This is a genomic window from Sphingomonas flavida, assembly GCF_036663655.1.
GTDB lineage: Bacteria > Pseudomonadota > Alphaproteobacteria > Sphingomonadales > Sphingomonadaceae > Sphingomonas.
On record NZ_JAXOJH010000006.1, the window covers coordinates 115,028 to 139,945 of the forward strand.

The window sequence follows — 24,918 nt, forward strand, 5'->3', positions numbered from 1 at the left end:
CGCCCCGGACAAGAAGAACCCCGACCGGCCAGGGGACTGGAAACCGATCGGGGCAAGGAACCCTTGGGAGGGATAGGCATCGGGTCGGTGGGCTTGCCCTTCCCTCTTGGGAAAAGGAAAAGCCCACCGCCCGTGTCGCCCCATGTCGCCCGTATCAGCCGCTGGCGGCGCTGGTGCGCACGTTGCCGTTCAGGCCGTTGGGGAAGAAGCCGCCGCCGGTCACCGCCGCCTTGTTCAGATACACGACGTTCAGCACCTGCTGCGGCGTGCGGACAAAGGCGATCGCGTTGGAATCGGCGGGGACGATGTTGGCCGTCTGGGTACCGTTCACCGTCGCCACGATGCCCTGGTCGAGATCGGTCGACCCGTCCAGGCTGTCGCGCGCGTCGGAGATCTGCCCCGCCGCGGTGATCAGCGCCGCGTTGCTCAGCCCCTTGCGATACAGGACCGAGCGGACCAGGCCCGCATGATAGGCCTCGGCCGCATGGATGCCCGCCGCCGCCTCGATAAAGGTCTTGTTGGTCAGCAGGGCAACACCGCCCATATAGGCGGTCACCCCGACGTCCTCGAAGATATACGCCGCGAGCAGGAAGTTCTCGTCCGAGGCGTAAGGGTCGAAGGTGCCGGTCGACGACACGACACCGGCCGCGCGGGCCGCCGCCGTGAAGGCGCCGTTGGCATCGCCCGACAGGTTGAGCGCGGGCTGCGCCACCGCCGACGATCCCAGCGCGCTGCGCAGGAAGTTGACGTGCGCAATCTCGTCATAGGCGATCTCACGCGCATATTGCGCGACGATCGGATCCTGAAACGCGACCTGGCGCGGCTGTCCGCTGGTGCTGGTCACGACGGTGCCCTGCGTGCCGACACCGCTCTGCAGCGCGCTGTTGATACCCGTGCCGAAGGCGGCATAGCTGTAGAACTGCGCTTCGAGATATTCGAGCTGAAGCGCGAAGTTCAGCACGTCGGCATCGGTGACCGATCCGGTCGCGGCGGCAGTCGGCGTCGGGGTCGGCACGACGATGACATTGTCGTCGTCATTGTTACAGGCACCCAGCATGGCCAGGCCACCCACGGCCCCCGCACCGGCGGCCATGCGCATGAAACGGCGGCGATCGGACCGGCGCTTGGCCGAGGCCTCTTCGATCACATCGAGGATGAAGCGTTCTTCGCTCATGATGAAAATCCTCTCCAGAGGAGGAAAAAAAGGGATCAGTTCGCCGCGCTGGCGCGCACGTTGCCGTTGACACCGGCGGGGAAGAACCCACCCAGCGTGACGGACGCACGGTTCAGATAGACGATGTTGAGGACCTGGCCCGGCGTGCGGCTGTACGCGATGCCATTGGTATCGAGCGGAACGATGTTGGACACCAGCTGGCCGTTGATCGTCTGGGCGGCGATGCCCTGATCGAGGTCGCTCGTGCCGTCCAGGCTGTCGCGCGCGTCGGAAATCTGCCCGGCGGCGGTGATCAGCGCAGGCGTCTGCATTCCCTTGGCATAGAGCGCACCGCGCACCATCGCGGCATGATATGCCTCGACCGCCAGAATACCGGCGGCGGCCTGGAGGAAGGTCTTGTTGCTGATCAGCGGCGAGGCGCCCTTATAGGCGGTCACGCCGACATCCTCGAAGATATAGGCGCCGAGAAGGAAATTCTCGTCCGAGGCATAAGGGTCGAAGGTGCCGGTGGACGACACGACCCCGGCCGCACGCGCCGCCGCCGTGAAGGCGCCATCGGCATCGCCGGAGATGTTGATCGCGGGCTGCGCGACCGCCGCCGTGCCGAGCGCGGTGCGCAGGAAGGCGACATGCGCCGCCTCGTCCGCTGCGATCTCCTGGGCGTACCGGGCGACGACCGGGTCGGTGAAGTTCACCTTGCGACCGCCGGTCACCGCGCCTTGCGTACCCGTACCGGTCAGCTGGCTGGAGGCGAGCCCCGTGCCGTTGGCCGCGAAGGCATAGAATTGCGCTTCGAGATATTCGAGGTTCAGCGCGAAGTTCAGGACATCGGCGTCGGTTACGGTCGATTGGGCCCCGGCCTTGCTGGCCAGGGTAAAGGCGGTGACGCCTGCCGCCGCCGCTCCCATCGCTGTCTTGAAGAAATCCCGCCGCTGGTTGCGGCGCTCAACTCGCGCATCCAAGGCGTCGAGCAGCTGTTCGCTTTCAGTCATCATGCTCCTCCCGGTCAGGAACCATGAAGAGTTTTCCGTCGTTTCGTAACCGACTTACAAACTCTTCACAGGGCGAAGCACAAGGTCTTTTTTTTGAAGCCTTGGCCCAGCCAGCTTCTCGAACGTCCAAAATTTCAAAAAGACGCCTTAATTTAATCAAAATTACTTTTGGTTTATTCCTGTAAGCCAGAACGGTCATGGCGCGGGACGAACCGATTGCGCTTCGGCCAGATAGACCGAGAACAGCTGATCCGGGTCCGTCCAGTCCATGATCGGGGTCCAGCCCCCGGCGCGCAGCAGGATCTTGGCGTCGCGCGGGCCATATTTGTGGCTGTTCTCCGTATGGATCGTCTCGCCGGTGGACATGGCGAAGGGGCGCCCCTCGATCGTGAAGGCGACATCCTCCTCGGCGGCCAGATGCATCTCGATCCGCGAGCGATCATCATTCCACACCGCCTTGTGGCGGAACGCCTCGACCGGGATGGTGCCGTCGAGCTCGCGATTGATCCGGTCGAGCAGGTTGCGGTTGAACGCCGCCGTCACCCCTTGCGCATCGTCATAAGCCGGGACCAGCACGTCACTCGGCTTGGTCCGGTCCATGCCGATCAGCAGCATCGCCCCCTCGCCCAGCGAGCCGCGCATGGCGCGCAACAGATCGGTCGCCATGGCGGGCGTCATGTTGCCGATGGTCGAGCCGGGGAAAAAGCCCAGCTTGGGCGCATCGGCGACCATCGCGGGCAGCGCGAGCGGGCGCATGAAGTCGCCTTCCAGCGGGTGGATCGGCAGGTCCGGGAACGCCTGTTGCAGGTTGCGCGAGGATTCCCGCAGGAAGTCGCCCGAAATGTCGATCGGCACATAGGCCGACGGCTCGACACAGCGCAGCAGGACCGGCGTCTTGGTCGACGATCCCGAACCGAACTCGACGACCGCACGGCCGGTGCCGACATGCGCGATCAGGTCGGGGCACATGGTCTTCAGGATCGCCGTCTCGGTCCGGGTCGGATAATATTCCGGCAGGTCGGTGATCGCCTCGAACAGCTCCGACCCCTTGCGGTCGTAGAACCAGCGCGCGGGGATGGCACGCGGACGACGCTCCAGCCCGGCAAGGACGTCGGCGCGGAAGGCGGGGTCGGCCAGCGACATCTGGCCGTCCTCGATCTCGGGCTTCAGCATGATTACAGGTCCTTTGCCAGGCGAACGCCGGTGAATTGCCAGCGCTGATGGGGATAGAAGAAGTTGCGGTAAGAGGCGCGGGCATGGCCGCGCGGCGTGGCGCAGCTGCCGCCGCGCAGCACGAACTGCCCGTTCATGAACTTGCCGTTGTACTCGCCGACCGCGCCCTCGACGGGGCGGAAGCAGGGATAGGGGCGGTACGCGCTGCCGGTCCATTCCCAGACATCGCCGAAAAAGGCCGGACCGCCGGGTGACGGACGCGGCTCGATCGCACCCGCACCGTCGAGCTGGTTGCCACCCGCCGCGTCATGCGCGGCCGCCGCAGCTTCCCACTCGGATTCGGTCGGCAGGCGCGCGCCAGCCCAGGCGGCATAGGCATCCGCCTCGTAGAAGCTGACATGGGTGACCGGCGCGGCGGGGTCGACCGCGCGGCGTCCATCCAGCCCGAAGCGGGTCCAGCCGCCGTCACGCTCCTCCCAATAGAGCGGCGCAGTGATCCCCTCCGCCTTGACCCAGGCCCAGCCATCCGACAGCCACAGGCGCGGATCGCGATAGCCGCCATCCTCGATGAACCGGATCCATTCGGCATTGGTGACGGTACGATCTGCGATGGCGTGCGGGTGGAGCAGCGCCTGGTGACGCGGCCCCTCGCAATCGAAGGCGAAGCCTTTGCCGGCATGGCCGACCTCGACGATCCCGGACCGCCCCTCGATCCAGCCGATCGGGCCCGGCATCGCCACCGGCGTCTTCGCCTCGGGGCTGAAGAGCGCGGGCTCGAGCGGATTTTCGGAAAACAGGTGCAGGATGTCGGTGACGAACAGTTCCTGATGCTGCTCCTCGTGATGGCATCCCAGCGCTACCAGCTCGCGTGCTTCGTGCGGCAGGTCGGGCAACGCCGCCAGCATCGCCGCATCGACATGGGCGCGATAGGCACGCACCTCGTCCAGCGTCGGGCGAGTGATCATGCCGCGACGGTGGCGCGCATGGCGCTTGCCCTCCGCCTCGTAATAGCTGTTGAACAGGAACGGAAAACGCGGATCGTGCAGCGCATAACCGGCGACATGGTCGCGCAGCACGAAGGTTTCGAAGAACCAGGTGGTGTGCGCCATATGCCACTTGGCGGGCGAGGCATCCGGCATCGACTGGATGGTGGCATCCGCGTCGGACAGTGGCGCGGCCAGGGCGAGGGTCAGCCCGCGCACCGCCTGATAGCGGGATGACAGAGAATCAGAAGGTATCGGGATCGCCGCAGAGGACGGAAAAAGGGTCGGCATTGGGCGCTCCCCGGAATAATGGGGAGCCCGGTCGGCCCTTTACCGTACCACGCGCGCCCCTCCTGGAACCCAAAGAACGTCCGATGCGCCGCTTTGGTTCATCGCACGCGCCGCGACAAACAACCAATCTGACAAACGGTTCAGATAGCCGAGCGCGGGCAGGTTGATCGGCTCCTGCTCCGCCAGGCCGACGGCGGCGCGTTCGGCGCGGCGTGCAATGGCACGCGCCAGGTGCAGATGCGCCGAGGCCGCGCTGCCGCCCGGCAGGATGAAGCTGGTCAGCGGCGACAGCACGGCATTCATCGCGTCGATCTCCGCCTCCAGCCGCGCGACCTGTTCGGGGATGATGCGAAGCGCACCCTCGATCTCGCCGGGTGTCGCCAAGTCGGCACCGAGGTCGAACAGGTCGTTCTGGATCATGGTCAGTTGCGCGGCCAGCGGCCCTTCCACCGACAGCAGCGCGACGCCGATCGCGCTGTTCGCCTCGTCCACCTCGCCGATCGCGACCATGCGGGGCTCGGCCTTGGACCGGCGCGATCCGTCGACCAGCCCGGTCGTGCCCTCGTCCCCGGTGCGGGTGTAGATCTTCGTCAGCTTGACCACGGGATCAGGTCCGCCCGGCCATGAACAGCAACAGCACGACGACGGTGATCGCCAGCGCCTGGAAGAAGATGCGCTGCTGCATCATCCGGTTGGATTTCAGCTGCGACGCGGTCGGTCCCTCCCCTTTCGCCTCGGCCGTCGCCTCCTGCAGGAACGAGATGATGCCGCGCACCAGCGCGACCAGGGTGGCGAGCATCGCCGCGATCAGCAGGATCACGAGAAAAGTGGTCATGCGCCTGAGCTTACGCCTCCCCCAGCCGAAATCCAGCAGGAAGCATATTGCGCCGCAGCGCGTCGGCCAGCGCGCGACCGTCCTGCCCGCCCTCCCGCATCGCCGCCAGCGCGGGCGCTCCGTGCCGCTTGGCCAGACGCTGGCCGTCCGCGCCGACGATCAGCGGATGATGGTGGTAAAGCGGCGTCGGCAGGCCCAGCAGCGCCTGGAGCAGGCGGTGGACATGCGTCGCCTCGAACAGGTCGACGCCGCGCACCACGTCGGTCACCCCTTGCGCCGCGTCGTCGACCGTCACCGCCAGGTGATAGCTGGCGGGCGCGTCCTTGCGTGCCAGGATCACGTCGCCATGCGAGAGCGGATCGGCGACCACCTGCCCCACGCGTTCGTCAGCCCAGCCCAGCGGCCCGGCGCGGTCGACCGCGCGGGCCATGTCGAGCCGCCAGCCATGCGGCTCGCCCATCCGCGCGGCGCGGGCCTCGGGCGAGAGGCGGCGGCACGTCCCCGGATAGAGCGGCGTCGGCCCGTGCGGCGCGGACAGGCTGGCCGCAATCTCGGCGCGGGTGCAGAAACAGGGATAGAGAAGGTCGGCCAGCCGCTCTTGCCCCGCCGCATAGAGGCCCAGCCGTTCGGACTGGAAGGACAGGTCGTCCCATGCCAGCCCCAGCCATTCCAGGTCGCGCAGGATCGCCTCGACATGCTCGGGCCGGCTGCGCGTGCCGTCGATATCCTCGATCCGCAGCAGGAAGCGCCCGCCCTCGGCGCGCGCCAGATCATGCGCGCGCACGGCGGACAGCGCATGGCCCAGATGCAGCCGCCCCGTGGGGCTGGGCGCGAAACGGGTTGTGCACGGCGCTCCACTCATCGCCCGCCCTCTTGACCGCGATTCACATCCCATGTTCTCATAGCGTCCAGTGTCATAGCCATGTCACGCGCCTGCGCGAATAGCGTCGGCGTACCACGAAGGGAGGAGCTGTGTTTCATCCCGACCTGATCCGACACCCGGACAGTTGTCCGGCTCTCGTGCTGAACGCCGATTACACGCCGCTGTCCTATTATCCGCTGTCGGTCTGGCCCTGGCAGACCGCGGTGAAGGCGGTGTTCCTCGACCGGGTGGATATCGTCGCGCATTATGAACGCGAGGTGCGCAGCCCGACCGCGAAGGTCAAGCTGCCCTCGGTCATCGCGCTCAAGCAGTTCGTGAAGCCGTCGCAATTCCCGGCCTTCACCCGATTCAACCTGTTCCTGCGCGACCGGTTTTCCTGCCAATATTGCGGATCGCACCGCGACCTGACCTTCGACCATGTGATCCCGCGCGCACAGGGCGGGCGCACGACCTGGGAAAATGTCGTCACCGCCTGTTCGCCGTGCAACCTGAAAAAGGGCGGCCGCACGCCCCGCCAGGCCGCGATGCCGCTGCATGTCGAGCCGATCCGCCCGACGAACTGGCATTTACAGGAACATGGCCGCAGCTTCCCGCCCAATTATCTGCATGAAACATGGCACGACTGGTTGTACTGGGACGTTGAGCTGGAAGCGTAACGAAGCCGGGAGTGTCGAATGCGTGGATGGGCCAGGGGCCTTGGAGTCGCCGGGGCGATGGCCGTGATGGCCTCGACCGCCGCCTGCGGCAAGAAAGAGGAAAAGCGGGCCGAGGCCGATCAGGCGGCGGCCAAGGCGGGTTTCGTGCCGCCATCGGTCACCAGCCGCATCGACTTTGGCAGCATGATGGCGCGCCGCTTCCGCGAACTGGACCGTGACGGCAACGACGTGATCACCGTCGAGGAAATGCCCAGGGCCAATTCGCGCCTGTGGGAGCTGGACCGCAACAAGGACGGCGAGATCACCGAGAGCGAGTTCTTCGAGGGGATGCTGGCCCGCTTCGACCGCATGGACCTGAATCGCGACGGCACGGTGACCTCGGAGGAACGCGAAGCCTCGCGCACCGAACGCCCCGCCACGCCGAACAACCCGGTCGGGACGGGGGCAGGCACGGCCGCGCCGGGGAATGCGAGCTGAGGCAGGCGGCTCACCAGCGATCGGCCTTGGGCAAGGCGGGTTTCGATCGGTCGGCATCATCGCGACGCGCCGGTTCGATCGCCAGCACCAGGCGGGGCTCGCCGATCGCTGGTGAACGATGGAGAATCACCGGCGGGTCGAGCAGGGCCCGCCCCTTGAACACGCCCACCGCCCCGGTCGGCACTTCACAGATCGCATCCGGTCCGTCGACGCAGCACCACTGAATTCCGGGCCCGACATAGGTGCATGTCAGCCCGAATGTCGTTCGTTCGGCTTGAAATACCGAAGGCACGTCGCCTTCGACCACCGCGAGCCGGACCCGCAGGCGGTCTTCGCCGGTCACGGCGGCGTGACGCCGGACGAGACGGTCCATATCGGCGCAGAGCAAGGCATGCGCAGCCCCCCGATATCCGGCGGCCTGCAGGGGAGCCTTCAACGATCCGTGCAGATCGACCTCTACTGCCAGGTCGTCGAGGCCGCGCAGATCGAGACGGGCCAGTGCCGTCCGAAACGGCTCGGGCATCCGGCGCCACCAGATGGCCAGGGCGGCATCGGGCCGGGCGATATGGTCGAGCAGGGTGCTATCGCAACCCATGGCGATCCGTCGCTCCATTCCGATGGCCGTCATCCGATGCATCGACCGGATGGCAAAGGGCGGCGGTATCCGGCCGAGCCTGCAAAAGGAAGATCGCGCGACATCTGAAACCTGTCGTCCGTGTTGGGCCGGGATGGTGGCCTGCGGCAGCGAGGGAGGGCAAACCACCCGCTGGCCGCCGCAGGCCGGAGATCAGGGCTGATAGGGCAGCGACGATTGGTGCAGGACGATCCGCAGTGCCCCATCATCGCATTGCTTGAACACGAAGCTCTTGTTCACGAAGATATGGCTGTCGTCGTCACCGATGAAGTGGACGTTGCACTGCACGATCGCCAGGTCGCCGTGCAGGATATAGTCCAGCTTGCTGTACCAGACCTTCACCCAGGGCTTCAGCTTGAACCCCTTGTCGTCGGGAAACTTCTCGTTCCCGCCGACGAAATAGGACAGGGCACCCTCCTTCGTTGGCCGGAAGGTATTCGCGCCGAAGGTCAGGGTCGGTTTGAACAGGACCTTGCCATGATCGTAATCATAATTGTCGCTGAGAATCCGCGACGCGAAAGCGCGCACATCGCCACCCTCGGCATGAACCTTTCCGACCGCGACCACATTGTCGCACCAGGTCTGTAGTGCCTTATGTACCATTTCGTCGGTGAACATCGTGCCGTCCTTTTGTGAATAGCCATGATGCCGTTACGGCGCTGAAGCGCCCCTCCCCCCTCGGGGGCGGCATACGGAAATCCGATATGCCAGTAATGATATTACATTACATATATGTCGTGTAAGAAATTTTTGCTGTTGCATGCCGCTGGCTAAGGCCCACGCAATTTACGATTGTCCGAAGCCGGTAATGTTATACCAAAATTGCCTTCCGCAATCGGTTGACGCGCGACCTATTGCGTTGCAGCAATAGCGCCCATGACGACGCTACCTCCCATCGCCAACAATGCCGATATCCGCTTCCTGGGCGCACAGCTCGGCGATGTGATCCGCCGTTATGGGGGCGACGCGCTGTTCGAGGCGACCGAGGCCATTCGCCGCGCTTCCGTCGATCGCTATCGCGGACTGGGCGACGACGCGGCGGTCGACCTGCAACTGGAAAAGCTGGCGCTCGACGAGACCCTGGATTTCGTGCGCGGCTTCATGCTGTTCTCGATGCTCGCCAACCTGGCCGAGGATCGCCAGGGCATCGCGCGCGAGCCCGCCGCCGACATCGCCGATGTGCTGGAGACACTGGCGGGACAGGGCATCGACCGCGACGCCGCGATGGAGCTGTTATCCCACGCGCTGGTCGTCCCCGTGCTGACCGCCCACCCGACCGAGGTGCGGCGCAAGAGCATGATCGACCACCGCAACCGCATCGCCGAGCTGCTGGCGATGCGCGACGCGGGCCGAACCGTGACGCCCGATGGCGACGATGTGGAGGCGGCGATCGGCCGCCAGATCGCGCTGCTGTGGCAGACGCGCGTGCTGCGGCGCGAGCGGCTGTACGTCACCGACGAGGTGGAGACGGCGCTCTCCTACCTGCGCGACGTGTTCCTGCCGGTGCTGCCCGCCCTCTACCAGCGTTGGGACAAGGCGTTCGGCGCGCGTGTGCCCGCCTTTCTGCGCCCTGGTTCGTGGATCGGCGGCGACCGCGACGGCAATCCCTTCGTCACCGCCGACTCGTTGACCACCGCGCTCGCCCAGGCCGCCGATGCGGTCCTGACCCATTATTGCCAGGCGATCCATGCGCTGGGTGCGGAACTGTCCATCTCGACCGAACATGCCGAGGTCGACGAAGCGGTCCGCGCGCTGGCGGACGCGAGCGGCGACGAGGCGCTGAGCCGCGCCGACGAACCCTATCGCCGCGCGCTGTCGGGCATCTATGCGCGCCTCGCCGCGACGCATGAAAAGCTGACCGGCAAGGCCGCGCTTCGCCCCGGCAAGCTGACCGGCGAGCCCTATCCGGATCCCAAGGCCCTGCGCTCCGATCTGGTCGCGATCGCGCGCGGGCTGGCGGCGCGCGGCGACGGCGCGCTGGCGAGCGGCGGCGCGCTGGGGCGGCTGATCCGCGCGGTCGAGACGTTCGGCTTCCACCTCGCCACGCTCGACCTGCGGCAGAATTCGGCGGTGCATGAGCGCGTCGTCGCCGAACTGCTGAAGGTGGCGGGTGTCGAGGCGGACTATCTGGCACTGGACGAGGACGCGCGCGTCGCGCTGCTTCGCCGCGAACTCGCCAATGCCCGGCCGCTGTTCAGCCATTATGCCGATTATTCGGACGAGACCCGCTCCGAACTGGCGATCGTCCAGGCCGCCGCCGATGCCCATGCCAAATATGGGCCCAAGTGCATCACCAACTACATCGTCTCCATGGGCAAGTCGGTGTCCGACCTGCTCGAAATCAACCTGATGCTGAAGGAATTCGGCCTTTATCGCCCCGGCGAGCCCGCCACCGCTGCGATCATGGCGGTGCCCCTGTTCGAGACGATCGAGGATCTGGAAGCCGGCCCCGAGATCATGCGCGCCTATTTCGGCTTGCCCGAAATCGCTGCGATCGTCCGCGCGCGGGGCCATCAGGAGGTGATGATCGGCTATTCGGACTCGAACAAGGATGGCGGCTACCTGACCTCCACTTGGTCGCTGTCCAAGGCGTCAAGCGCGTTCCGCCCGGTCTTCGACGATGCGGGCGTGCGGATGCAGCTGTTCCACGGGCGCGGCGGCGCGGTGGGGCGCGGCGGCGGCAGCGCCTTCGCCGCCATCCGCGCGCAGCCGCATGGCACGGTGCAGGGCCGCATCCGCATCACCGAACAGGGCGAGGTGATCGCGGGCAAGTACGGCACGCGCGACTCGGCGCTCGGCAATCTGGAGGCGATGGCGTCGGCCACATTGCTCGCCAGCCTGGAGCCGGACCGGCTGTCGGAGGCCGACAATGCGCGCTTCACCACCGCGATGGAGCAACTGTCGGCCACCGCCTTCACCACCTATCGCGGCCTCGTCTATGGCACCGAGGGCTTTCGTACCTTCTTCCGCCAGATGACCCCGATCGCCGAGATTGCGGGCCTGAAGATCGGCAGCCGCCCGGCCAGCCGCAAGAAGTCCGACGCGATCGAAGACCTGCGCGCCATCCCCTGGGTGTTCAGCTGGGCACAGGCGCGCGTCATGCTGCCGGGCTGGTTCGGTGTCGGCGCGGCGATCGCGCAATTCGAGGACAAGGCGCTGCTCGCCGAGATGGCGAAGGAGTGGCCCTTCTTTGCCGCGACGCTGGCGAATATGGAGATGGTGCTGGCCAAGTCGGATATCGGCATCGCGCGCCGCTATGCCGGGCTGGTCGAGGATGAAGGCCTGCGCGAGGCGATCTTCGGACGCATCCATGACGGCTGGCACCGCGCGCGCGACGGGCTGCTGACCGTGACCGGGCAGACGCGGCTGCTGTCCGACAATCCGGCGCTGGAGGAGTCGATCCGCCTGCGCCTGCCCTATATCGAGCCGCTCAACCTGCTCCAGATCGAACTGATGAAGCGCCACCGCGCGGGCGAGGACGATCCGCGCATCGGCGAGGGCATATTGCTGTCGATCAACGGCATCGCGACGGCGCTGCGGAACAGCGGGTAACATGGCCGATTTCGTCGTTCAATACGAAGGCGGGCTGCGCTGCCAAGTGACGCATCCCGGCAATGGCGCGGTGCTGGTCATGGACGCCTCGCAGGAATTGGGCGGCCGGGGCGAACATTTCTCGGCCAGCGACCTGTTGTCGGTGTCGCTGGGCGGCTGCGTGCTGAGCATCATGGCCATGGCCGGACGCGTCGCCGGACTGGAACTGGCGGGCGCGACCGCGACCGTTACCAAGGAAATGGGCAACGCCCCGCGCCGGATCACGATGCTGAGCGTGACGGTCCGAGTGCCGGGGCGATATGATGCGGGCCAGCGCAAACGGCTGGAAGCGGCGGCCGCCGCCTGTCCGGTGCACGCGGTGCTGGGGATCGACTCGCCGATCGAGATCGTCTGGGACGACATGAGCTGAGATCCTCCCCGGTACGGGGAGGTGGCAGGCCGCAGGCCTGACGGAGGGGGGCTTGCCGCAAGGGGAGTACATCTCGGCAAGCCCCCTCCACCATACTGCGCATGGTCCCCCTCCCCGGTACGGGGAGGATTGGGTCTTACCGCCTTACCTGCCGCGATTCTTCTGTCGTAAACCCCTCGACCATCGCGCGGAAGGTCGCCTCCGCCACGTCCGGCTCCACCCCTTCGCGTGCCGCCTTTTCCCGAATGCGGGTCAGGATCTGATGGATTCGCGCTTCGTCCCGGACGCTCGCGGCCGAAGTCTTGAACCGTCCGGCCTGCGCGACATAGCGGGAGCGCTCGGCCATCAAGTGCAGGATCTGGTCGTCAATCCGGTCGATGTTCGTCCGCACCTCGCCCAGGGTACGGCAACATGAGGTGGCTTGCCCCTGCGCAGAAACAGGCACGGGCAGCAGCGCGGCGAGAAGCAGGGCGCAAGACGGCAACAGGCGCATCCGGTATCTCCGGCAGGAGCTATTCGGGACCGATACGGCCGCATTTCCGCCTCGGCCAGTGACATCGCCGTCACTATCGCGCGCGGTCGCGCTCCGCCTGGTCCATCATCGCCGCCATCGCCCGGTCGCCCGGCATTTCCGACGCCGCGAGGCCATCGATCACGCCGCGCCGGTTCGGCTCGGGATGGTGCTGGGCGATCTTCCACACCCCCTCCAACCGGGCGACATGCAGGGTCAGGCCGACGATGCCGCGTTGCAGGCCCTGGATGAAGTCGGCCGGTGCGTCATCCATCGACCAGGGGCTGGCCTGTCCGGCTTCCTTCGCCTGTGTCAGTCGCGCCAGATGGGCCGCCAGCCAGTCGGGATCATGCGTGACCGACAGCGCGCCCTGCGCCTGCACCACAACGTAATTCCAGGTCGGCACGACCTTTCCATGATCGCGCTTGGTCGGATACCAGCCGGGATGGACATAGGCATGCGGTCCCTGAAAGATCGCCAGCGCCGCCGTGCCGCCCTCGGCCAGCCGCCATAGCGGATTGGCCCGCGCGACATGCCCCTCCAGCACCAGCGCCTCGCCCTCGCGCGTCGCGATCATCGGCAGCGACACCGCCTCGGGCATCCCATTCCGCACCACGACCAGCGAGGCGAGGCCGATCTCCGCCACCGCCGCCAGCAACACATGCTCGCGTGTCTCGCGGAAAGCGCGCGGCGGATAGCTCATGCCAGCGCCAAGGCGGGCTCGCCGCGTTCGTGCGCGAGCAGCCATTGCTTCACCGCCAGCCCGCCCGCAAAGCCGGTCAGCGTCCCGTTCGCACCGATGACCCGGTGGCAGGGCGTGACGATCGACAGCGGATTGCGGCCGTTCGCCGCGCCCACCGCGCGCGATGCCCCCGGCCGCCCGATCGCGGTGGCAAGCGCGGCGTAGCTGCGCGTCTCGCCGTAAGGAATGGCGTTCAGGCCGGTCCACACGCTCCTCTGAAAGTCCGTGCCGACGGGGTCGAGCTGCAGGTCAAAGTCCCGCCGCCGCCCCTCGAAATACTCGGTCAGTTGGCGCACCGCCGTCGCCAGGATCGCGTTCGCGGGATCATCCCGCCGTTCGGGCAAAGGCACCCGCCCTACCCGCTCCTCCGCCCACAGGATGGCGCGCAATCCCGCATCGCTTGCCACGAGGGTCAGTTCGCCCACCGGCGAGGCCATGGTGCATTCGCTCAACATCCGGCGAACATAGCGCAGGCCTGCACGGGATGCGTCCCGCTTCTTGCGGTCAAAGCTGAAAGGGTGCGGCGATGTCGGGCGTGACGCGCATCAACCGGCCGGTGGCGCGATCGATCAGTGCCCAGGTCGTCACCGCCTCGACCTTCACCTGTCCCTGTGCGTCCAGGAAGCGGACATGCCGGTCGAAGCGCGCGCCCTTTGGCGGGCTGGGGACCCAAGTTTCCGCCGTCACCGTCTCGCCCGCCACGACATTGCCGCGATAGTCGATCTCGTGCCGGGTCACGACCCAGACATGGGCGGCGACATGCTCGGGCGGGGCGACCGCCTCCCAATGGGCGGTGGCGATCGCCTGAATCCACTGGACCCAGACGGCGTTGTTCACATGGCCCAGCTCGTCGATATGGTCGGGCGCGGCGGTGAAGGTCAGTGTGAAACGGCTCATGCCTGTTCGTTCGACTCCTTGTGACGCAGCCATAGCGCGCGCACGCCCCAGCCGATGGCGGCGGCCACCATCACCAGCGCGGCCGCCATCAGGATGTGCGACAGGCTGGGCCGGTAGCGTGCGGCGAGTTCGTGAAACGCCTCGCCGAATAGATAGCCGATACCGGTGAAGATCGCAGCCCAGCACACGGCGGATGCCGCATTGACCGCGACGAACAGCCGGGTCGACACCTTGCTGGTGCCCAGCGCCACCGGGCTGATCGTGCGCAGGCCATAGAGAAAGCGAAAGGCGAAGATGAAGCCGATCGGATAACGCTCCATCAGCCTGGTCACGCGGGCATAAACGCGCCGCTTCTGCAACTTGCCCACCCAGCGCCCGCCCCGCGCGCGACGCCCGATGGTGAAGAAGACCTGGTCGGCCAGGAACGACCCGATCGCGGCGGCGAGAAAGGCGGCGGGCCAGGCGATCAGCCCCTGGTGCGACAGGATGCCGCCGGTCACCACCGCCGTCTCGCCCTCTACCCCCGCACCCAGCGCGATGGCCGCGACGCCGTAGCGTGCGACGATCGCCTCGATGCTCAGGATTCGACTCCCATCTGCCACAGGATGAACGCGTGCTCTTCCGCGCCCTCGCGAAGGCTCTCGAACCGCCCCGACTTGCCGCCATGGCCCGCGCCCATATTGGTCTTGAGCAGCAGCAGATTGTCGTCGGTCTTGGTCGCGCGAAGCCTGGCGGCCCATTTCGCGGGCTCCCAATAGGTCACGCGCGGATCGTTCAGCCCGCCCGAAATGAACATCGGCGGATAGGCCTGCGCCCGGACATTGTCATAGGGGCTGTAGCTGCGGATCAGCTCGAACGCCGCCTTGTCCTCGATCGGATTGCCCCATTCGGGCCATTCGCCCGGCGTCAGCGGCAATTCGGCATCCATCATCGTGTTGAGCACGTCGACGAACGGCACGTCCGCGATCACTGCGCCCCAGAGTTCGGGGTCGGAATTGACCACCGCGCCCATCAGCTCGCCACCCGCCGAACGCCCTGCGATCGCGATCCGGCCCTTGGCTGTCCAACCGCCGTCGATCAGCCCCTTCGCCACGTCGACGAAGTCGTGGAAGGTGTTGGTGCGCTTTTCCAGCTTGCCGTCCAGATACCATTGCTGGCCCAGATCGTCGCCGCCGCGAATATGCGCGATGGCATAGGCGAAGCCGCGATCGAGCAGGCTCATCCGGCCCGTCGAGAAGCCCGGCGGAATGGCATAGCCATAGGCGCCGTACGCATAGAGGAACAGCTTGCCCGACCCGTCGCGCGGGAAATCCTTTGGGTAGACGATCGACACCGGCACGATCGTCCCGTCGCGGCCCGCGATCTTCAGTCGCTCGGTCCGGTACTTGTCGGCGTCATAGCCCGACGGGATTTCCTGCACCTTCAGCACGGTGAGGCCGCCGGTCGCCACGTCATAGTCATAGACCGTACCCGGCGTGACCATCGATTCATATCCGAGGCGCAGGGTCGACACGTCATACTCGGGATTGTCGCCCAGGCCCGCCGTATAGCTCGCCTCGGGAAAGTCGATCCGCTGCGCCGTGGTCGGCGTGTCGTAGCGATGGATGGCGATGCGGTCCAAACCATCCTCGCGCCCCTCGACCACGAAGAAGTCCTTATAACACTCCACCCCGGTCATGTAGAAATTCGGGTTGGGCCCGATCAGCTCCTGCCACTCGCCCGGATTGTCGATCGAGGCGGCGCAGAGGCGGAATTGCGGGTCCACGTCGTTGGTGTGGATGAACAGCGTGCCGTCATGCTCGTCCACATCATATTCGCGACCCTCCTTGCGGGGGGCGACCAGGATCGGTTCGGCGAAGATATTGTCGGAGGGCAGCAGCCGCACCTCGCTGGTGACATGGTCGCCGGTCGCGATCACGATCCAGTTGCGCGCGGAGGTCTCGGCCACTGCGACGCGGTAACCCTCGTCCGCCTCGTGGAACAGCTCGACATCGTCGGCGACCGACGTGCCCAGCCGGTGGAAGCGGGCATTGTCGGTCCGCCACTGCGCGTTCGCCACGCCGTAGAGAAAGCCGCTATCGTCCGCGACCCAGACGATCTCCGACAACATGCCGGGGATCACGTCGGGCAGGTGCTCGCCGGTGGTCAGGTCCTTGACCCGTACCTCGAACCGCTCCGAGCCATTGTCGTCGATCGCATAGGCCAGGTAACGGTCATTGTTGCTGATCGAGAAGGCGCCCAGCCGGAAATATTCCTTGCCCTCGGCCAGGGCCGGTTCGTCGAGCAGCAGCTCGTCCGGGCCGCCCGCGACGGGCTTCCTCCACCATTTGCGATACTGGCCGCCGGTCTCGAACGCGGTCCAGTAGATCCAGTCGCCGTCCTTCTGGGGGACGGAGGATTCGTCCTCCTTGATCCGTCCCTTCATCTCTTCGTACAGCCGGTCGACCAGCGGCTGGCGCGGGGCCATAGCTGCCTCGAAATAGCCATTCTCCGCCTCGAGATAGGCGAGCACGTCCTTGTCATCGACGTCCGGGTAAGCCGGGTCCTTCAGCCAGGCATAGGGGTCGGAGATGGTGATCCCGTGCGCGGTGAAGCTGTGGGGGCGGGTCTCGGCGACGGGCGGGGTCAGCGCGGGGCTATCGGTCATCGCCCGGATGTAGCTAGGCTTGGCCCCCGCCGGAAGGGGTGGACGTCATGCTATTTGCCGCGCCACCCGTCCGCCAGCGTCCAGCGATCCCGCCAGCGCAGCACCGGCGTCTCGCCCTCCCACTCCACCGGCAGCCAGACATAGCGTCCGTCGATCGCATTTTCCGGCCGCCACCGGTCCGCCATGAAGATGAAGCGCGGTTCGCCCCCCGGCCGTTCGGGCGGCAAGGGCAGGACGAAGGTGGACTGCGAATGGAAGGTCGTCTTGGCGTCCTGCTCGCTCCCGCGCACGGGATTGCCCAGCGAGCGCCACGGCCCCGTCACCCGGTCCGCAACATAGACCCGCCCCGGATTGGGCCGCCAGCCGGTCAGGCCCGAGGCGAACATATAGTAGCGCCCCTTGGCCTTGAAGATCGCAGGCGCCTCGTTTCCGCCATCCGGCAGCGCACGGACATAATAGCCGTCATGGGTCGTCCAGTCGGGCGCCAACCGCGCGATCTGGAGCGTGGCATTCTCCTCGGAGGCATAGACGTGCCACGCGGTGTCGCCATCGACGAAGACGGTCATGTCGCGCGCCATCTGCCCGCCGGGAAAATCGCGGGCAAGCGTGGTGCCGGTTGCCTTGTCCTCTGCGGTCGCATTGGCGGGCCAGATGCCCGGATTGACGCGGCCCGCGCGCAGGAAGCGGAACGGCCCCTGCGGCCGGTCGGCGACCGCGACGCCCGCCTGCGCCGCGCCGTAACCACGCCCCTTCAACTCCAGGTGGAACCACATCACGAATTGGCGGGTGCGGGGATTATAGACGACCTTGGGCCGCTCCAGGATGCAGCCGCGCGCGATCGGGCTCGCCGGATCGTCCGATACCGGCAGCGCGATGCCTTCGTCCCGCCAGTCGATCAGATCGGTCGAGCTATAGGCGTGGACGCCGACCAGCGCGGTATTGCCCCCCTCGCCCGCCGTCTTGTGCTCGCCATGCCACCACCAGCGTCCGCCATGGCGCAGCAAACCGCCGCCATGCGCGTTGATCGCCACGCCGCTGGTATCGTTCCACACCTCGCCGGGGCGAAACGCGCCGGGCTCGGCGGCCCGCGCCATGCCGCTGGCCAGCGCCACCGCGCCCGCTCCCACCAAGATGCTCCGCCGATCGATGGTCACGCAACCTCCTCTCACATCACTCCCTCAGGATCGTATATCGTCTGACAAATGGATCAAGCCCCCGACAGGCTCGACGCTGTGCGGAGGGAGGGCTAGACCGATCATGTTTCCCATTGCTGTCAGGCCGTTCCATGTCCCAATCCGCCCGCCTTTCCGCCCTTCGCAACCAGTTGGCCGCCCAGGGCCTCGACGGTTTCGTCGTGCCGCTGACCGACGAGCATATGAGCGAATATGTCGGCGACTATGCGCAGCGCCTTGGCTGGCTGACCGGTTTCGGCGGGTCGGCGGGCTCGGCGGTGGTGCTGGCGGACAAGGCCGCGATCTTCACCGACGGGCGCTACACCTTGCAGGTGCGCGAACAGGTGTCGGGCGACGACTATGCCTATATCCCCGTGCCGCAGGGCAGCATCGCGGGCTGGCTGGGCCGCGAGACGGTCGCGGGACAGCGGATCGGCTATGACCCGTGGCTGCACACCCGCCAGCAGGTCGCCGACATGGCGGCGGCGCTGGCCGACCGCGAGGCCGAACTGGTGGCGGTGACGGCCAATCCGATCGACGCGGTCTGGACCGACCGCCCCGCCCCCTCCCCCGCCGTGCTGAGCGTGCAGGACGATGCGGTGGCGGGCGAAGGCTCGGCCGCCAAGCGGGCGCGGATCGGCGAGTGGCTGGCCGAACAGCGTGCCGATGCGGTGGTGCTGTCGGCGCTGGACTCGATCGCCTGGACGCTCAACGTGCGCGGCACGGACGTCACGCACACGCCCGTCGCCCTGTCCTATGCGATCGTCCATGCGGACGGGGAGACCGACCTGTTCGTCTCCCCCGAGAAGATCACCCCGGAGGTGCGCGCGCATCTGGGCAATGCGGTGCGGCTGCACGACCGCGCGGCGTTCGAGGACTATCTGCACGGCTTTGCAGGCAAGCGCGTGGTGGCCGATCCCGAGCGTGCGGTCGCCGCCATCGCGCAAGGACTGGAGGCGGGCGGAGCCAAGGTGCTCGCGCTTCGCGACCCGGTGGTGCTGACCAAGGCGATCAAGAACCCCGCCGAAATCGCCGGGCACCGCGCCGCCTCGGTCCGCGACGGCGCGGCGATGGTGCGCTTCCTGCGCTGGGTGGAGAGCGAATGTCCCAAGGGCGGGCAGACCGAACTCTCCGCCGCCGCGCGGCTGCTGGCGTGCCGCGAGGCGACGGGGCTGCTCAAGGACACCAGCTTCTCGACCATCTCGGCGACCGGCGCGCATGGCGCGAGCCCGCATTATCACGTGACCGAGGAATCGAACGCCGCGATCGAGCCGGGCCAGCTGTTCCTGATCGACTCGGGCGGGCAGTATCAGGACGGCACCACCGACATCACCCGCGTCATGCCGATCGGCGCGCCGACGGACGAGATGCGCGACCGCTTCACCCGCGTGCTGAAGGGGCATATCGGCCTTGCTACCGCCGTCTTCCCGGACGGGACCTTGGGCGGGCATCTGGACTCGCTCGCGCGGCGGCCGCTCTGGGAGGTCGGGCTGGATTATGCGCATGGTACCGGCCACGGCATCGGCGCCTATCTTTCGGTGCACGAGGGGCCGCAGCGTATTGCCGCCCCCAACTATCCCGGCGGCGCCGCGATGGAGCCGCTCCGCGCGGGCATGATGCTGTCCAACGAACCGGGTTATTACAAGGCGGGCGAATACGGCATCCGCATCGAGAATCTGGTGCTGGTCGAACCGCGTGACATTCCGGGCGCGGACCGTGACATGCTGGGCTTCGAAACGCTGACCCTGTGCCCGATCGAGCGCACGCTGATCGTGGCGGAGTTGCTGACCGAGGGTGAGCGGGACTGGCTCAACGCCTATCATGCGCGGGTGGCGGAGGTTCTGGCGCCGGAATTGGAGGGCGCGGATCGCGCATGGTTGCTGGAGAAGTGCGCGGCGATCTGATTTTCGCACGAAGCCGCGAGGACGCGAAGAAGAAGGTCGGTTCGCGCGGAGGCGCGGAGGTGTCTTGCCCGCCGCGCCAGCGGCCCTCTTATCTCGGGCGCCGACGAACAAGAGGGCGCTGCGCGCGGCCTGACCTCTCTGCGTCCTCCGCGCCTCTGCGCGAACTCATCTTCTTCTCCGCGCCTCCGCGCCTCCGCGCGAACAAGAAAAACGCCACGCGGGAGAGGCCTCCCGCGTGGCGTCTTGCGCGCCTCCGGCGGCACGGCAGCTGGCCCCCGGCCTTCGCCGGGGAATAGGAAGAGGGATTGCTCCCCTCCCTTTTACCGCCCCAGCAGCACCCGCGCTTGCCCTGCGATCTGGGCCAGCATCGCGGCATTCGGTTGCGCCGCCAGTCGGGCCCGATCGATCACCGCCTTGAACTGGCCGACGCGCGAGGCATTGCGTTCCAGCCACGCCTCGACCGCCGCTTCGGGATCGGTCGCGCCCGCACGGCCCAGGAAATCGAGCCGCTGTTGCTGGAAATCGCGCGCCAGCCCCGCGATCAGCAGGCGTTCCCACGGATCGCTCGGGTTGATCCGCGCCGCCTGGCCCTGCGCCCAGTCCAGGCCCAGCGCCTGACCCAGACGGGTAAAGGCATGGGTCAGCCGCGTCTCGTCGAGCGACAGGCGCTGGCCCAGATCGGCCAGCCCGACCGCGCCGTCCAGCTCGGACACCCGCACCACCCGCGCCGCCAGTTCGGCAGGCGCGCCCGCCTCCTCCAGCGCGGCGACGACGCGCGCACTCTGTGCCTTGGCCTCGTCGCGCAGCAGCGCGGGCGTTTCCGCCGCCAGCCGTTCGATCCCCGGCTGCAACCGCTCCAGCGCCGCACCGGGGGCCGTGCCCGCGGGCATGGCGCGCAACAGGTCGGCGATCTGCGACCGGGTGGCGCGCGCCACCTCGTCGAACAGCGCGATGCGGGCGGCCTCGGGCGTCGCCGCCGTCTCGATCGCGGTCCACAAGGACGGCAGGTCGAACAGCCGCTCGACCACGACGAACATCGCCGCGATATCGGCCATCGCCGCGCCTTCTTCCTCCGCCAGCTCGAACGGATGGAGGATGCCCATCCGGTTGACGATCCGATTGGCGAGCTTGGTCGCGACGATTTCGCCGCGCAGGCGATGCTGATCGATCGCCTCGCCAAAGTCCTTTTGCATGGCGGGCGGGAAGGCCGCGTGCAGATCGGGCAGCAGTTCGTCGTCCAGCGCCAGCGGGCTGGTTTCGATCGCGTCCTGCAGCGTCAGCTTCGCCGTCGCCAGCAGCACCGCCAATTCGGGCCGGGTCAGCGCCAGCCCGTCCTGCCCGCGCCGCAACAGCACGTCGTTGCTGCCCAGCCCCTCGACCACGCGGTCGAGCCGTCCGGCGCTCTCGAAGATCTCGATCACCCGGACATAGCTGGGCATCGCACCCGCGCCGTCCGCCTCGGCGATCGACAGGCCCAGCGTCTGGAGGCGGTTGTCCTCCAGCACCAGATGCGCGACGTCGTCGGTCATCGACGCGAGCAGCGTGTTGCGGTCATCCTCCGCCAGGCGACCCTCGATCATCTCGCGGTTGAGCGCGATCTTGATGTTGACCTCGTTGTCCGAGCAGTCGACGCCCGCCGAATTGTCGATGAAGTCGGTGTTGATCCGCCCGCCACGCTCGGCAAAGGCGATACGCGCGGCCTGGGTCACGCCCAGATTGGCGCCCTCGCCGATCGCGATGACGCGCAGGTCCTCGGCATCAACGCGCAGGCGGTCGTTCGCCGGATCGCCGACCTGGACGTTATTCTCCGCCGCCGCCTTGATATAGGTCCCGATGCCGCCGAACCAGAGCAGGTCGGCCGGGGCCTTCAGGATCGCCGAGATCAGCGCCGCCGGTTCCAGCGAGGTGGCGGTGATGCCCAGTGCCTCGCGGAGTTCATCCGACAGCGGGATCGTCTTGGCCGAACGCGGGAAGACGCCGCCGCCGGGCGAGATCAGGCTGGTGTCGTAATCCGCCCAGCTCGACCGGGGGAGCGCGAACATGCGCGCCCGCTCGTCCCAGCTCGTGGCGGGATCGGGGTTCGGATCGAGGAAGATGTGGCGATGGTCGAACGCGGCGACCAGCGTGATCGCCTTGGACAGCAGCATCCCGTTGCCGAACACGTCGCCCGACATGTCGCCGCAGCCGACGACGCGGATCGGCTGGCTCTGAACGTCCACGCCCCGTTCGGCAAAGTGGCGCTGCACCGAGACCCACGCGCCCTTGGCGGTGATCCCCATCGCCTTGTGGTCATAACCCTGGCTGCCCCCGGAAGCGAAGGCGTCGCCCAGCCAGAAGCCCCGCTCCAGCGCCAGCGCATTGGCCACGTCGGAGAAGGTCGCGGTGCCCTTGTCGGCGGCGACCACGAAATAGGGGTCCTCGCCGTCCAGCACGCGCACGCCGTCCGGATGCACCACCGCGCCCTCGACGATATTGTCGGTGATCGACAGCAGCGCGCGGATGAACACGCGGTAGCTTTCCTTGCCCTCGGCCGCCCATCCGTCACGGTCGGTGACGGGCGACGGCAGCTGCTTGGGATAGAAGCCGCCCTTCGCGCCGGTCGGCACGATGACCGCGTTCTTCACCCGCTGCGCCTTCATCAGGCCCAGGATCTCGGTGCGGAAGTCGTCGCGGCGATCCGACCAGCGCAAGCCGCCACGCGCCACCGGTCCGGCGCGCAGGTGGATGCCCTCGACACGCGGTGAATAGACCCAGATCTCGCGCCACGGCAGCGGAGCCGGAAGGCCCGGAATCCTGTGGCTGTCCAGCTTGAAGGCCAGCGCTTCCTTGCCCGCCTCGGCAAAGGCGTTGGTGCGCAGGGTCGCCGCGATCATGTCGCGGAAGCTGCGCAGGATACGGTCGTCGTCGATTGCCGATACCGCATCCAGCCCGGTCGCGATGGCGGCATCGGCGGCGGCAAGATCGCCGGTCGCCTTCGGATCATGCGCGGCGGTGAACCGCTCGATCAGCGCGGTGGCGAGCTTGGGCGCGCGGCGCAACGCATCGACCACCGTGGTCAGGCCATAGGGCAGACCCGCCTGGCGCAGATAGCGGAACCAGGCGCGGAACAGCACCACCGCCTGCGGGCTGAGCCCGACATCGACGATCAGGCGGTTGAACGCGTCATTCTCCGCCGCACCTTCCAACACCGCCGCGATCGCGCCCTCCAGCACCGCCGCGCCCTTGGGCTCGGTCGTCGCCTCGGTTTCCACGATGAAGTCGTGGACGAACGGGTCGGCATCGTCGCGCAGCCGCGTCGGCAGCTCGCCAATCACGCGGAAGCCGAAATTCTCCAGCACCGGCACCGCGTCCGACAAGGGCAGCGCGCCGTTCAGCTTGTAGATCTTGAGCTGGCGATCCTGCCCCGGCTGGACCGGGAACAGTCGCACCGAACGGCCATTCTCATTCTCCAGTGCGGCCAGACGCAGAATGTCGGCGGCGGCTTCGGTCGCGTCGCTGACATTGCGGTAATTGGTCGGGAAGCCATTGGCCCAGCGCAGCGCCAGGCGCGCCGCACGGGGTGCGGGCACCTGCTCGGCCAGCGCCGCCTCGACATCGGGCATCCAGCCGCGCACCATCTTGCGCAGCCGTTCGGACAACGCCGCCGTATCGGGCAGGCGACCGTCCTGGCGCAGGTCGATCGTATAGCGGATCAGCGCGACGACGCCGTCCTCCAACGCGATCGACCAGTTGAGCAGCGATCCGTTCGCCGCCTCGCCCAGCATGTCGCCGATTGCGACACGCCGCGCGGTCGTCAGCTCGTCACGCGGCAGCCAGACAAAGGCGAACAGATGCCGCTGCAACACCGATCGGATCAGCACCAGTTCGGGCCGCGGCCGATCGGCCAGCGACATGGCGGTCAGCGCCAGCTGCTCCAGTGCCTCGGCCGGGAACGCCGTCACCAGGTCATGCGGCAGCGCGGTCAACGCATGGGTCAGCGCCTTGCCGGTATGGCCGCGCGGATCGAAGCCGAACTTGGCCTGGAGCGCGGCCAGCCGCGTGCGCAGCACCGGCACCTCGTGCGGCGGGCTGGCCAGCGCGGCGCTGGTCCACAGGCCCGCATGGATCGACAGGCCGACGGCGCGGCCGTCCTCCATGATCGGCACCAGCACCAGGTCGAGCGGGACCGAACGGTGAACGGTCGAGATCGCATTGGACTTCAGCAGCAGCGGTGCCGCGCCGCCATCAAGGAAATAGTCCAGCGCGCGCTGCCGCGACGTGTCGGCGAGCAGCGGCACCTTGTGCGGCGTCCGCGCGACCCCGAGTGCGGGGGCGTCGCGGCCATCCTGATACCATTTCTCATGGCCCAGCAGCGTCAGCTTGCCGTTCAGGAACCACAGGAGAAGTGCCGCACCCTCGCCATTCTTCTCGCCCAGCGTGGTCGCATCGGCGGCCAGCGAATCCTGCAATCCCGACCAGTCGGTGACGGCGGCGCGGACATCGGCCAGCACGGCGCGCAGATCGTCGACCAGCCCGCGCCGGTCGCGCGCATCGGCACGTTCCATTTCCAGATAGATGAAGGATTCGGACCGGCCACCCGCGCCGATCCCCTGCAACACGCCGTCCGCGTCGCGCGTGACGGACAGGACGGGGTGAATCACGCGGTCGATGGCGATGCCGTCCGCGCCGACCATCGCCGCGATCGAATCGACCAGGAAGGGCATGTCGTCATTGACGATGGCCAGCCGCATCCGGCGGTGCGTGTCGTCGCCCGATATCGGCTCCAGCGCGATCGAGGGCTCACCGGGGGAGCGCCGCTCGGCCACCCCCGCGACGAAGGCCGCCGCGGCAGCCACCTCCGCGGGGCCGAACCCCTGCAACTCCGCCGGAAGGGCGCCCTGGGTCAGCCGCGCGGCAATCGCGTCGGCCATCGGATGCGACATATTCAGTGCCATGGCCGCTAGTCCTAGGCTCGGCTTTCGCGCCGCTCAACCCTTTGGCAATGGA

The 24,918-nt window shown here is 67.3% G+C and carries 23 protein-coding genes; 5 read left to right on the forward strand and 18 right to left on the reverse strand.

Translation table 11 applies throughout. The features are described from left to right. Positions 1 to 154: 154 nt before the first annotated feature. From U1703_RS08960 to gluQRS, 8 genes are read right to left on the reverse strand one after another with little or no spacing between them, the layout of a single operon-like run. Positions 155 to 1,174, reverse strand: a complete 1,020-nt coding sequence (locus U1703_RS08960) for a ferritin-like domain-containing protein (RefSeq protein ID WP_332785407.1) — start codon at positions 1,172 to 1,174, stop codon at positions 155 to 157. A 35-nt stretch (positions 1,175 to 1,209) separates the two neighbouring features. Next, positions 1,210 to 2,166 (reverse strand): ferritin-like domain-containing protein, encoded by a 957-nt coding sequence (locus U1703_RS08965; protein ID WP_320453184.1) that lies wholly within the window; start codon positions 2,164 to 2,166, stop codon positions 1,210 to 1,212. Beyond that, positions 2,159 to 2,365, reverse strand: a complete 207-nt coding sequence (locus U1703_RS08970) for a hypothetical protein (protein WP_332785408.1) — start codon at positions 2,363 to 2,365, stop codon at positions 2,159 to 2,161. The genes U1703_RS08965 and U1703_RS08970 overlap by 8 nt, the downstream gene beginning before the upstream one ends. After that, a complete protein-coding gene (gene egtD / locus U1703_RS08975) occupies positions 2,362 to 3,339 on the reverse strand; it encodes an L-histidine N(alpha)-methyltransferase (protein WP_332785409.1) in 978 nt (325 codons plus the stop codon). The genes U1703_RS08970 and egtD overlap by 4 nt, the downstream gene beginning before the upstream one ends. Positions 3,340 to 3,341: 2 nt before the next feature. Next, on the reverse strand, positions 3,342 to 4,613 hold the full coding sequence (egtB, locus tag U1703_RS08980) for an ergothioneine biosynthesis protein EgtB (protein ID WP_332785410.1): 1,272 nt from the start codon (positions 4,611 to 4,613) through the stop codon (positions 3,342 to 3,344). Positions 4,614 to 4,652: 39 nt separating this feature from the next. Next, on the reverse strand, positions 4,653 to 5,216 hold the full coding sequence (locus U1703_RS08985) for a cob(I)yrinic acid a,c-diamide adenosyltransferase (RefSeq protein ID WP_332785411.1): 564 nt from the start codon (positions 5,214 to 5,216) through the stop codon (positions 4,653 to 4,655). 4 nt (positions 5,217 to 5,220) lie between these two features. Next, a complete protein-coding gene (locus tag U1703_RS08990; protein WP_058733595.1) occupies positions 5,221 to 5,448 on the reverse strand; it encodes a twin transmembrane helix small protein in 228 nt (75 codons plus the stop codon). Between the two features lie 10 nt (positions 5,449 to 5,458). Then, entirely contained in the window at positions 5,459 to 6,310 is an 852-nt protein-coding gene (gluQRS, locus tag U1703_RS08995; protein ID WP_332785412.1) for a tRNA glutamyl-Q(34) synthetase GluQRS, read from the reverse strand. Between the two features lie 110 nt (positions 6,311 to 6,420). Here gluQRS and U1703_RS09000 point away from each other — a divergent pair, with 110 nt between their 5' ends. Beyond that, positions 6,421 to 6,987, forward strand: coding sequence for an HNH endonuclease (locus tag U1703_RS09000; RefSeq protein ID WP_183952556.1), 567 nt, complete (start codon positions 6,421 to 6,423; stop codon positions 6,985 to 6,987). Between the two features lie 57 nt (positions 6,988 to 7,044). Then, complete coding sequence (locus U1703_RS09005; protein WP_320453037.1) at positions 7,045 to 7,464, forward strand: EF-hand domain-containing protein; 420 nt, start codon at positions 7,045 to 7,047, stop codon at positions 7,462 to 7,464. A 10-nt stretch (positions 7,465 to 7,474) separates the two neighbouring features. On the opposite strand, the gene U1703_RS09010 is transcribed toward U1703_RS09005, so the two are convergent. Continuing rightward, positions 7,475 to 8,092: a DUF1826 domain-containing protein gene (locus tag U1703_RS09010; protein WP_332785413.1), complete on the reverse strand. Its 618-nt coding sequence runs from the start codon at positions 8,090 to 8,092 to the stop codon at positions 7,475 to 7,477. 159 nt (positions 8,093 to 8,251) lie between these two features. Continuing rightward, positions 8,252 to 8,716, reverse strand: a complete 465-nt coding sequence (locus tag U1703_RS09015; protein ID WP_332785414.1) for a metal-independent carbonic anhydrase family protein — start codon at positions 8,714 to 8,716, stop codon at positions 8,252 to 8,254. A 258-nt stretch (positions 8,717 to 8,974) separates the two neighbouring features. On the opposite strand from U1703_RS09015, the gene ppc reads away from it, so the two are divergent. After that, positions 8,975 to 11,650, forward strand: a complete 2,676-nt coding sequence (ppc, locus tag U1703_RS09020) for a phosphoenolpyruvate carboxylase (RefSeq protein ID WP_332785415.1) — start codon at positions 8,975 to 8,977, stop codon at positions 11,648 to 11,650. 1 nt (position 11,651) lies between these two features. Continuing rightward, the gene (locus U1703_RS09025; RefSeq protein WP_332785416.1) at positions 11,652 to 12,059 is read left to right on the forward strand and encodes an OsmC family protein; all 408 of its coding nucleotides are present in this window, start codon (positions 11,652 to 11,654) and stop codon (positions 12,057 to 12,059) included. A gap of 136 nt (positions 12,060 to 12,195) precedes the next feature. Here U1703_RS09025 and U1703_RS09030 read toward each other — a convergent pair whose 3' ends face one another. From U1703_RS09030 to U1703_RS09060, 7 genes are all read right to left on the reverse strand, one after another. Further along, positions 12,196 to 12,552, reverse strand: coding sequence for a chorismate mutase (locus U1703_RS09030; RefSeq protein ID WP_332785417.1), 357 nt, complete (start codon positions 12,550 to 12,552; stop codon positions 12,196 to 12,198). Between the two features lie 73 nt (positions 12,553 to 12,625). Next, entirely contained in the window at positions 12,626 to 13,273 is a 648-nt protein-coding gene (locus U1703_RS09035; RefSeq protein ID WP_332785418.1) for an FMN-binding negative transcriptional regulator, read from the reverse strand. Next, positions 13,270 to 13,767, reverse strand: a complete 498-nt coding sequence (locus U1703_RS09040) for a methylated-DNA--[protein]-cysteine S-methyltransferase (RefSeq protein ID WP_332785419.1) — start codon at positions 13,765 to 13,767, stop codon at positions 13,270 to 13,272. Before U1703_RS09040 ends, U1703_RS09035 begins: the two co-directional genes overlap by 4 nt. A gap of 49 nt (positions 13,768 to 13,816) precedes the next feature. Beyond that, on the reverse strand, positions 13,817 to 14,209 hold the full coding sequence (locus U1703_RS09045) for an acyl-CoA thioesterase (RefSeq protein ID WP_332785420.1): 393 nt from the start codon (positions 14,207 to 14,209) through the stop codon (positions 13,817 to 13,819). Then, on the reverse strand, positions 14,206 to 14,811 hold the full coding sequence (locus U1703_RS09050) for a DedA family protein (protein ID WP_320453028.1): 606 nt from the start codon (positions 14,809 to 14,811) through the stop codon (positions 14,206 to 14,208). The genes U1703_RS09045 and U1703_RS09050 overlap by 4 nt, the downstream gene beginning before the upstream one ends. After that, positions 14,787 to 16,856 carry a S9 family peptidase gene (locus U1703_RS09055; protein ID WP_332785421.1) on the reverse strand — a complete coding sequence of 690 codons (2,070 nt, stop codon included), beginning with the start codon at positions 16,854 to 16,856 and terminating at the stop codon, positions 14,787 to 14,789. Before U1703_RS09055 ends, U1703_RS09050 begins: the two co-directional genes overlap by 25 nt. A 50-nt stretch (positions 16,857 to 16,906) precedes the next feature. Next, a complete protein-coding gene (locus U1703_RS09060; protein ID WP_332785422.1) occupies positions 16,907 to 18,010 on the reverse strand; it encodes a glycoside hydrolase family 43 protein in 1,104 nt (367 codons plus the stop codon). Positions 18,011 to 18,141: 131 nt separating this feature from the next. Here U1703_RS09060 and U1703_RS09065 point away from each other — a divergent pair, with 131 nt between their 5' ends. Then, positions 18,142 to 19,932, forward strand: coding sequence for an aminopeptidase P family protein (locus U1703_RS09065; RefSeq protein ID WP_332785423.1), 1,791 nt, complete (start codon positions 18,142 to 18,144; stop codon positions 19,930 to 19,932). Between the two features lie 320 nt (positions 19,933 to 20,252). On the opposite strand, the gene U1703_RS09070 is transcribed toward U1703_RS09065, so the two are convergent. Next, positions 20,253 to 24,866 carry an NAD-glutamate dehydrogenase gene (locus U1703_RS09070; protein WP_332785424.1) on the reverse strand — a complete coding sequence of 1,538 codons (4,614 nt, stop codon included), beginning with the start codon at positions 24,864 to 24,866 and terminating at the stop codon, positions 20,253 to 20,255. Between the last annotated feature and the right edge of the window lie 52 nt (positions 24,867 to 24,918).

What these genes read in the sequence shown, in the direction of transcription:
- U1703_RS08960 (WP_332785407.1), bottom strand. Translation starts at nt 1,174, where the DNA reads ATGAGCGAAGAACGCTTCATCCTCGATGTGATCGAAGAGGCCTCGGCC.
- U1703_RS08965 (WP_320453184.1), bottom strand. Translation starts at nt 2,166, where the DNA reads ATGACTGAAAGCGAACAGCTGCTCGACGCCTTGGATGCGCGAGTTGAG.
- U1703_RS08970 (WP_332785408.1), bottom strand. Translation starts at nt 2,365, where the DNA reads ATGACCGTTCTGGCTTACAGGAATAAACCAAAAGTAATTTTGATTAAA.
- egtD (WP_332785409.1), bottom strand. Translation starts at nt 3,339, where the DNA reads ATGCTGAAGCCCGAGATCGAGGACGGCCAGATGTCGCTGGCCGACCCC.
- egtB (WP_332785410.1), bottom strand. Translation starts at nt 4,613, where the DNA reads ATGCCGACCCTTTTTCCGTCCTCTGCGGCGATCCCGATACCTTCTGAT.
- U1703_RS08990 (WP_058733595.1), bottom strand. Translation starts at nt 5,448, where the DNA reads ATGACCACTTTTCTCGTGATCCTGCTGATCGCGGCGATGCTCGCCACC.
- gluQRS (WP_332785412.1), bottom strand. Translation starts at nt 6,310, where the DNA reads ATGAGTGGAGCGCCGTGCACAACCCGTTTCGCGCCCAGCCCCACGGGG.
- U1703_RS09005 (WP_320453037.1), top strand. Translation starts at nt 7,045, where the DNA reads ATGGCCGTGATGGCCTCGACCGCCGCCTGCGGCAAGAAAGAGGAAAAG.
- U1703_RS09010 (WP_332785413.1), bottom strand. Translation starts at nt 8,092, where the DNA reads ATGACGGCCATCGGAATGGAGCGACGGATCGCCATGGGTTGCGATAGC.
- U1703_RS09015 (WP_332785414.1), bottom strand. Translation starts at nt 8,716, where the DNA reads ATGTTCACCGACGAAATGGTACATAAGGCACTACAGACCTGGTGCGAC.
- ppc (WP_332785415.1), top strand. Translation starts at nt 8,975, where the DNA reads ATGACGACGCTACCTCCCATCGCCAACAATGCCGATATCCGCTTCCTG.
- U1703_RS09025 (WP_332785416.1), top strand. Translation starts at nt 11,652, where the DNA reads ATGGCCGATTTCGTCGTTCAATACGAAGGCGGGCTGCGCTGCCAAGTG.
- U1703_RS09030 (WP_332785417.1), bottom strand. Translation starts at nt 12,552, where the DNA reads ATGCGCCTGTTGCCGTCTTGCGCCCTGCTTCTCGCCGCGCTGCTGCCC.
- U1703_RS09035 (WP_332785418.1), bottom strand. Translation starts at nt 13,273, where the DNA reads ATGAGCTATCCGCCGCGCGCTTTCCGCGAGACACGCGAGCATGTGTTG.
- U1703_RS09040 (WP_332785419.1), bottom strand. Translation starts at nt 13,767, where the DNA reads ATGTTGAGCGAATGCACCATGGCCTCGCCGGTGGGCGAACTGACCCTC.
- U1703_RS09045 (WP_332785420.1), bottom strand. Translation starts at nt 14,209, where the DNA reads ATGAGCCGTTTCACACTGACCTTCACCGCCGCGCCCGACCATATCGAC.
- U1703_RS09055 (WP_332785421.1), bottom strand. Translation starts at nt 16,856, where the DNA reads ATGACCGATAGCCCCGCGCTGACCCCGCCCGTCGCCGAGACCCGCCCC.
- U1703_RS09065 (WP_332785423.1), top strand. Translation starts at nt 18,142, where the DNA reads ATGTCCCAATCCGCCCGCCTTTCCGCCCTTCGCAACCAGTTGGCCGCC.
- U1703_RS09070 (WP_332785424.1), bottom strand. Translation starts at nt 24,866, where the DNA reads ATGGCACTGAATATGTCGCATCCGATGGCCGACGCGATTGCCGCGCGG.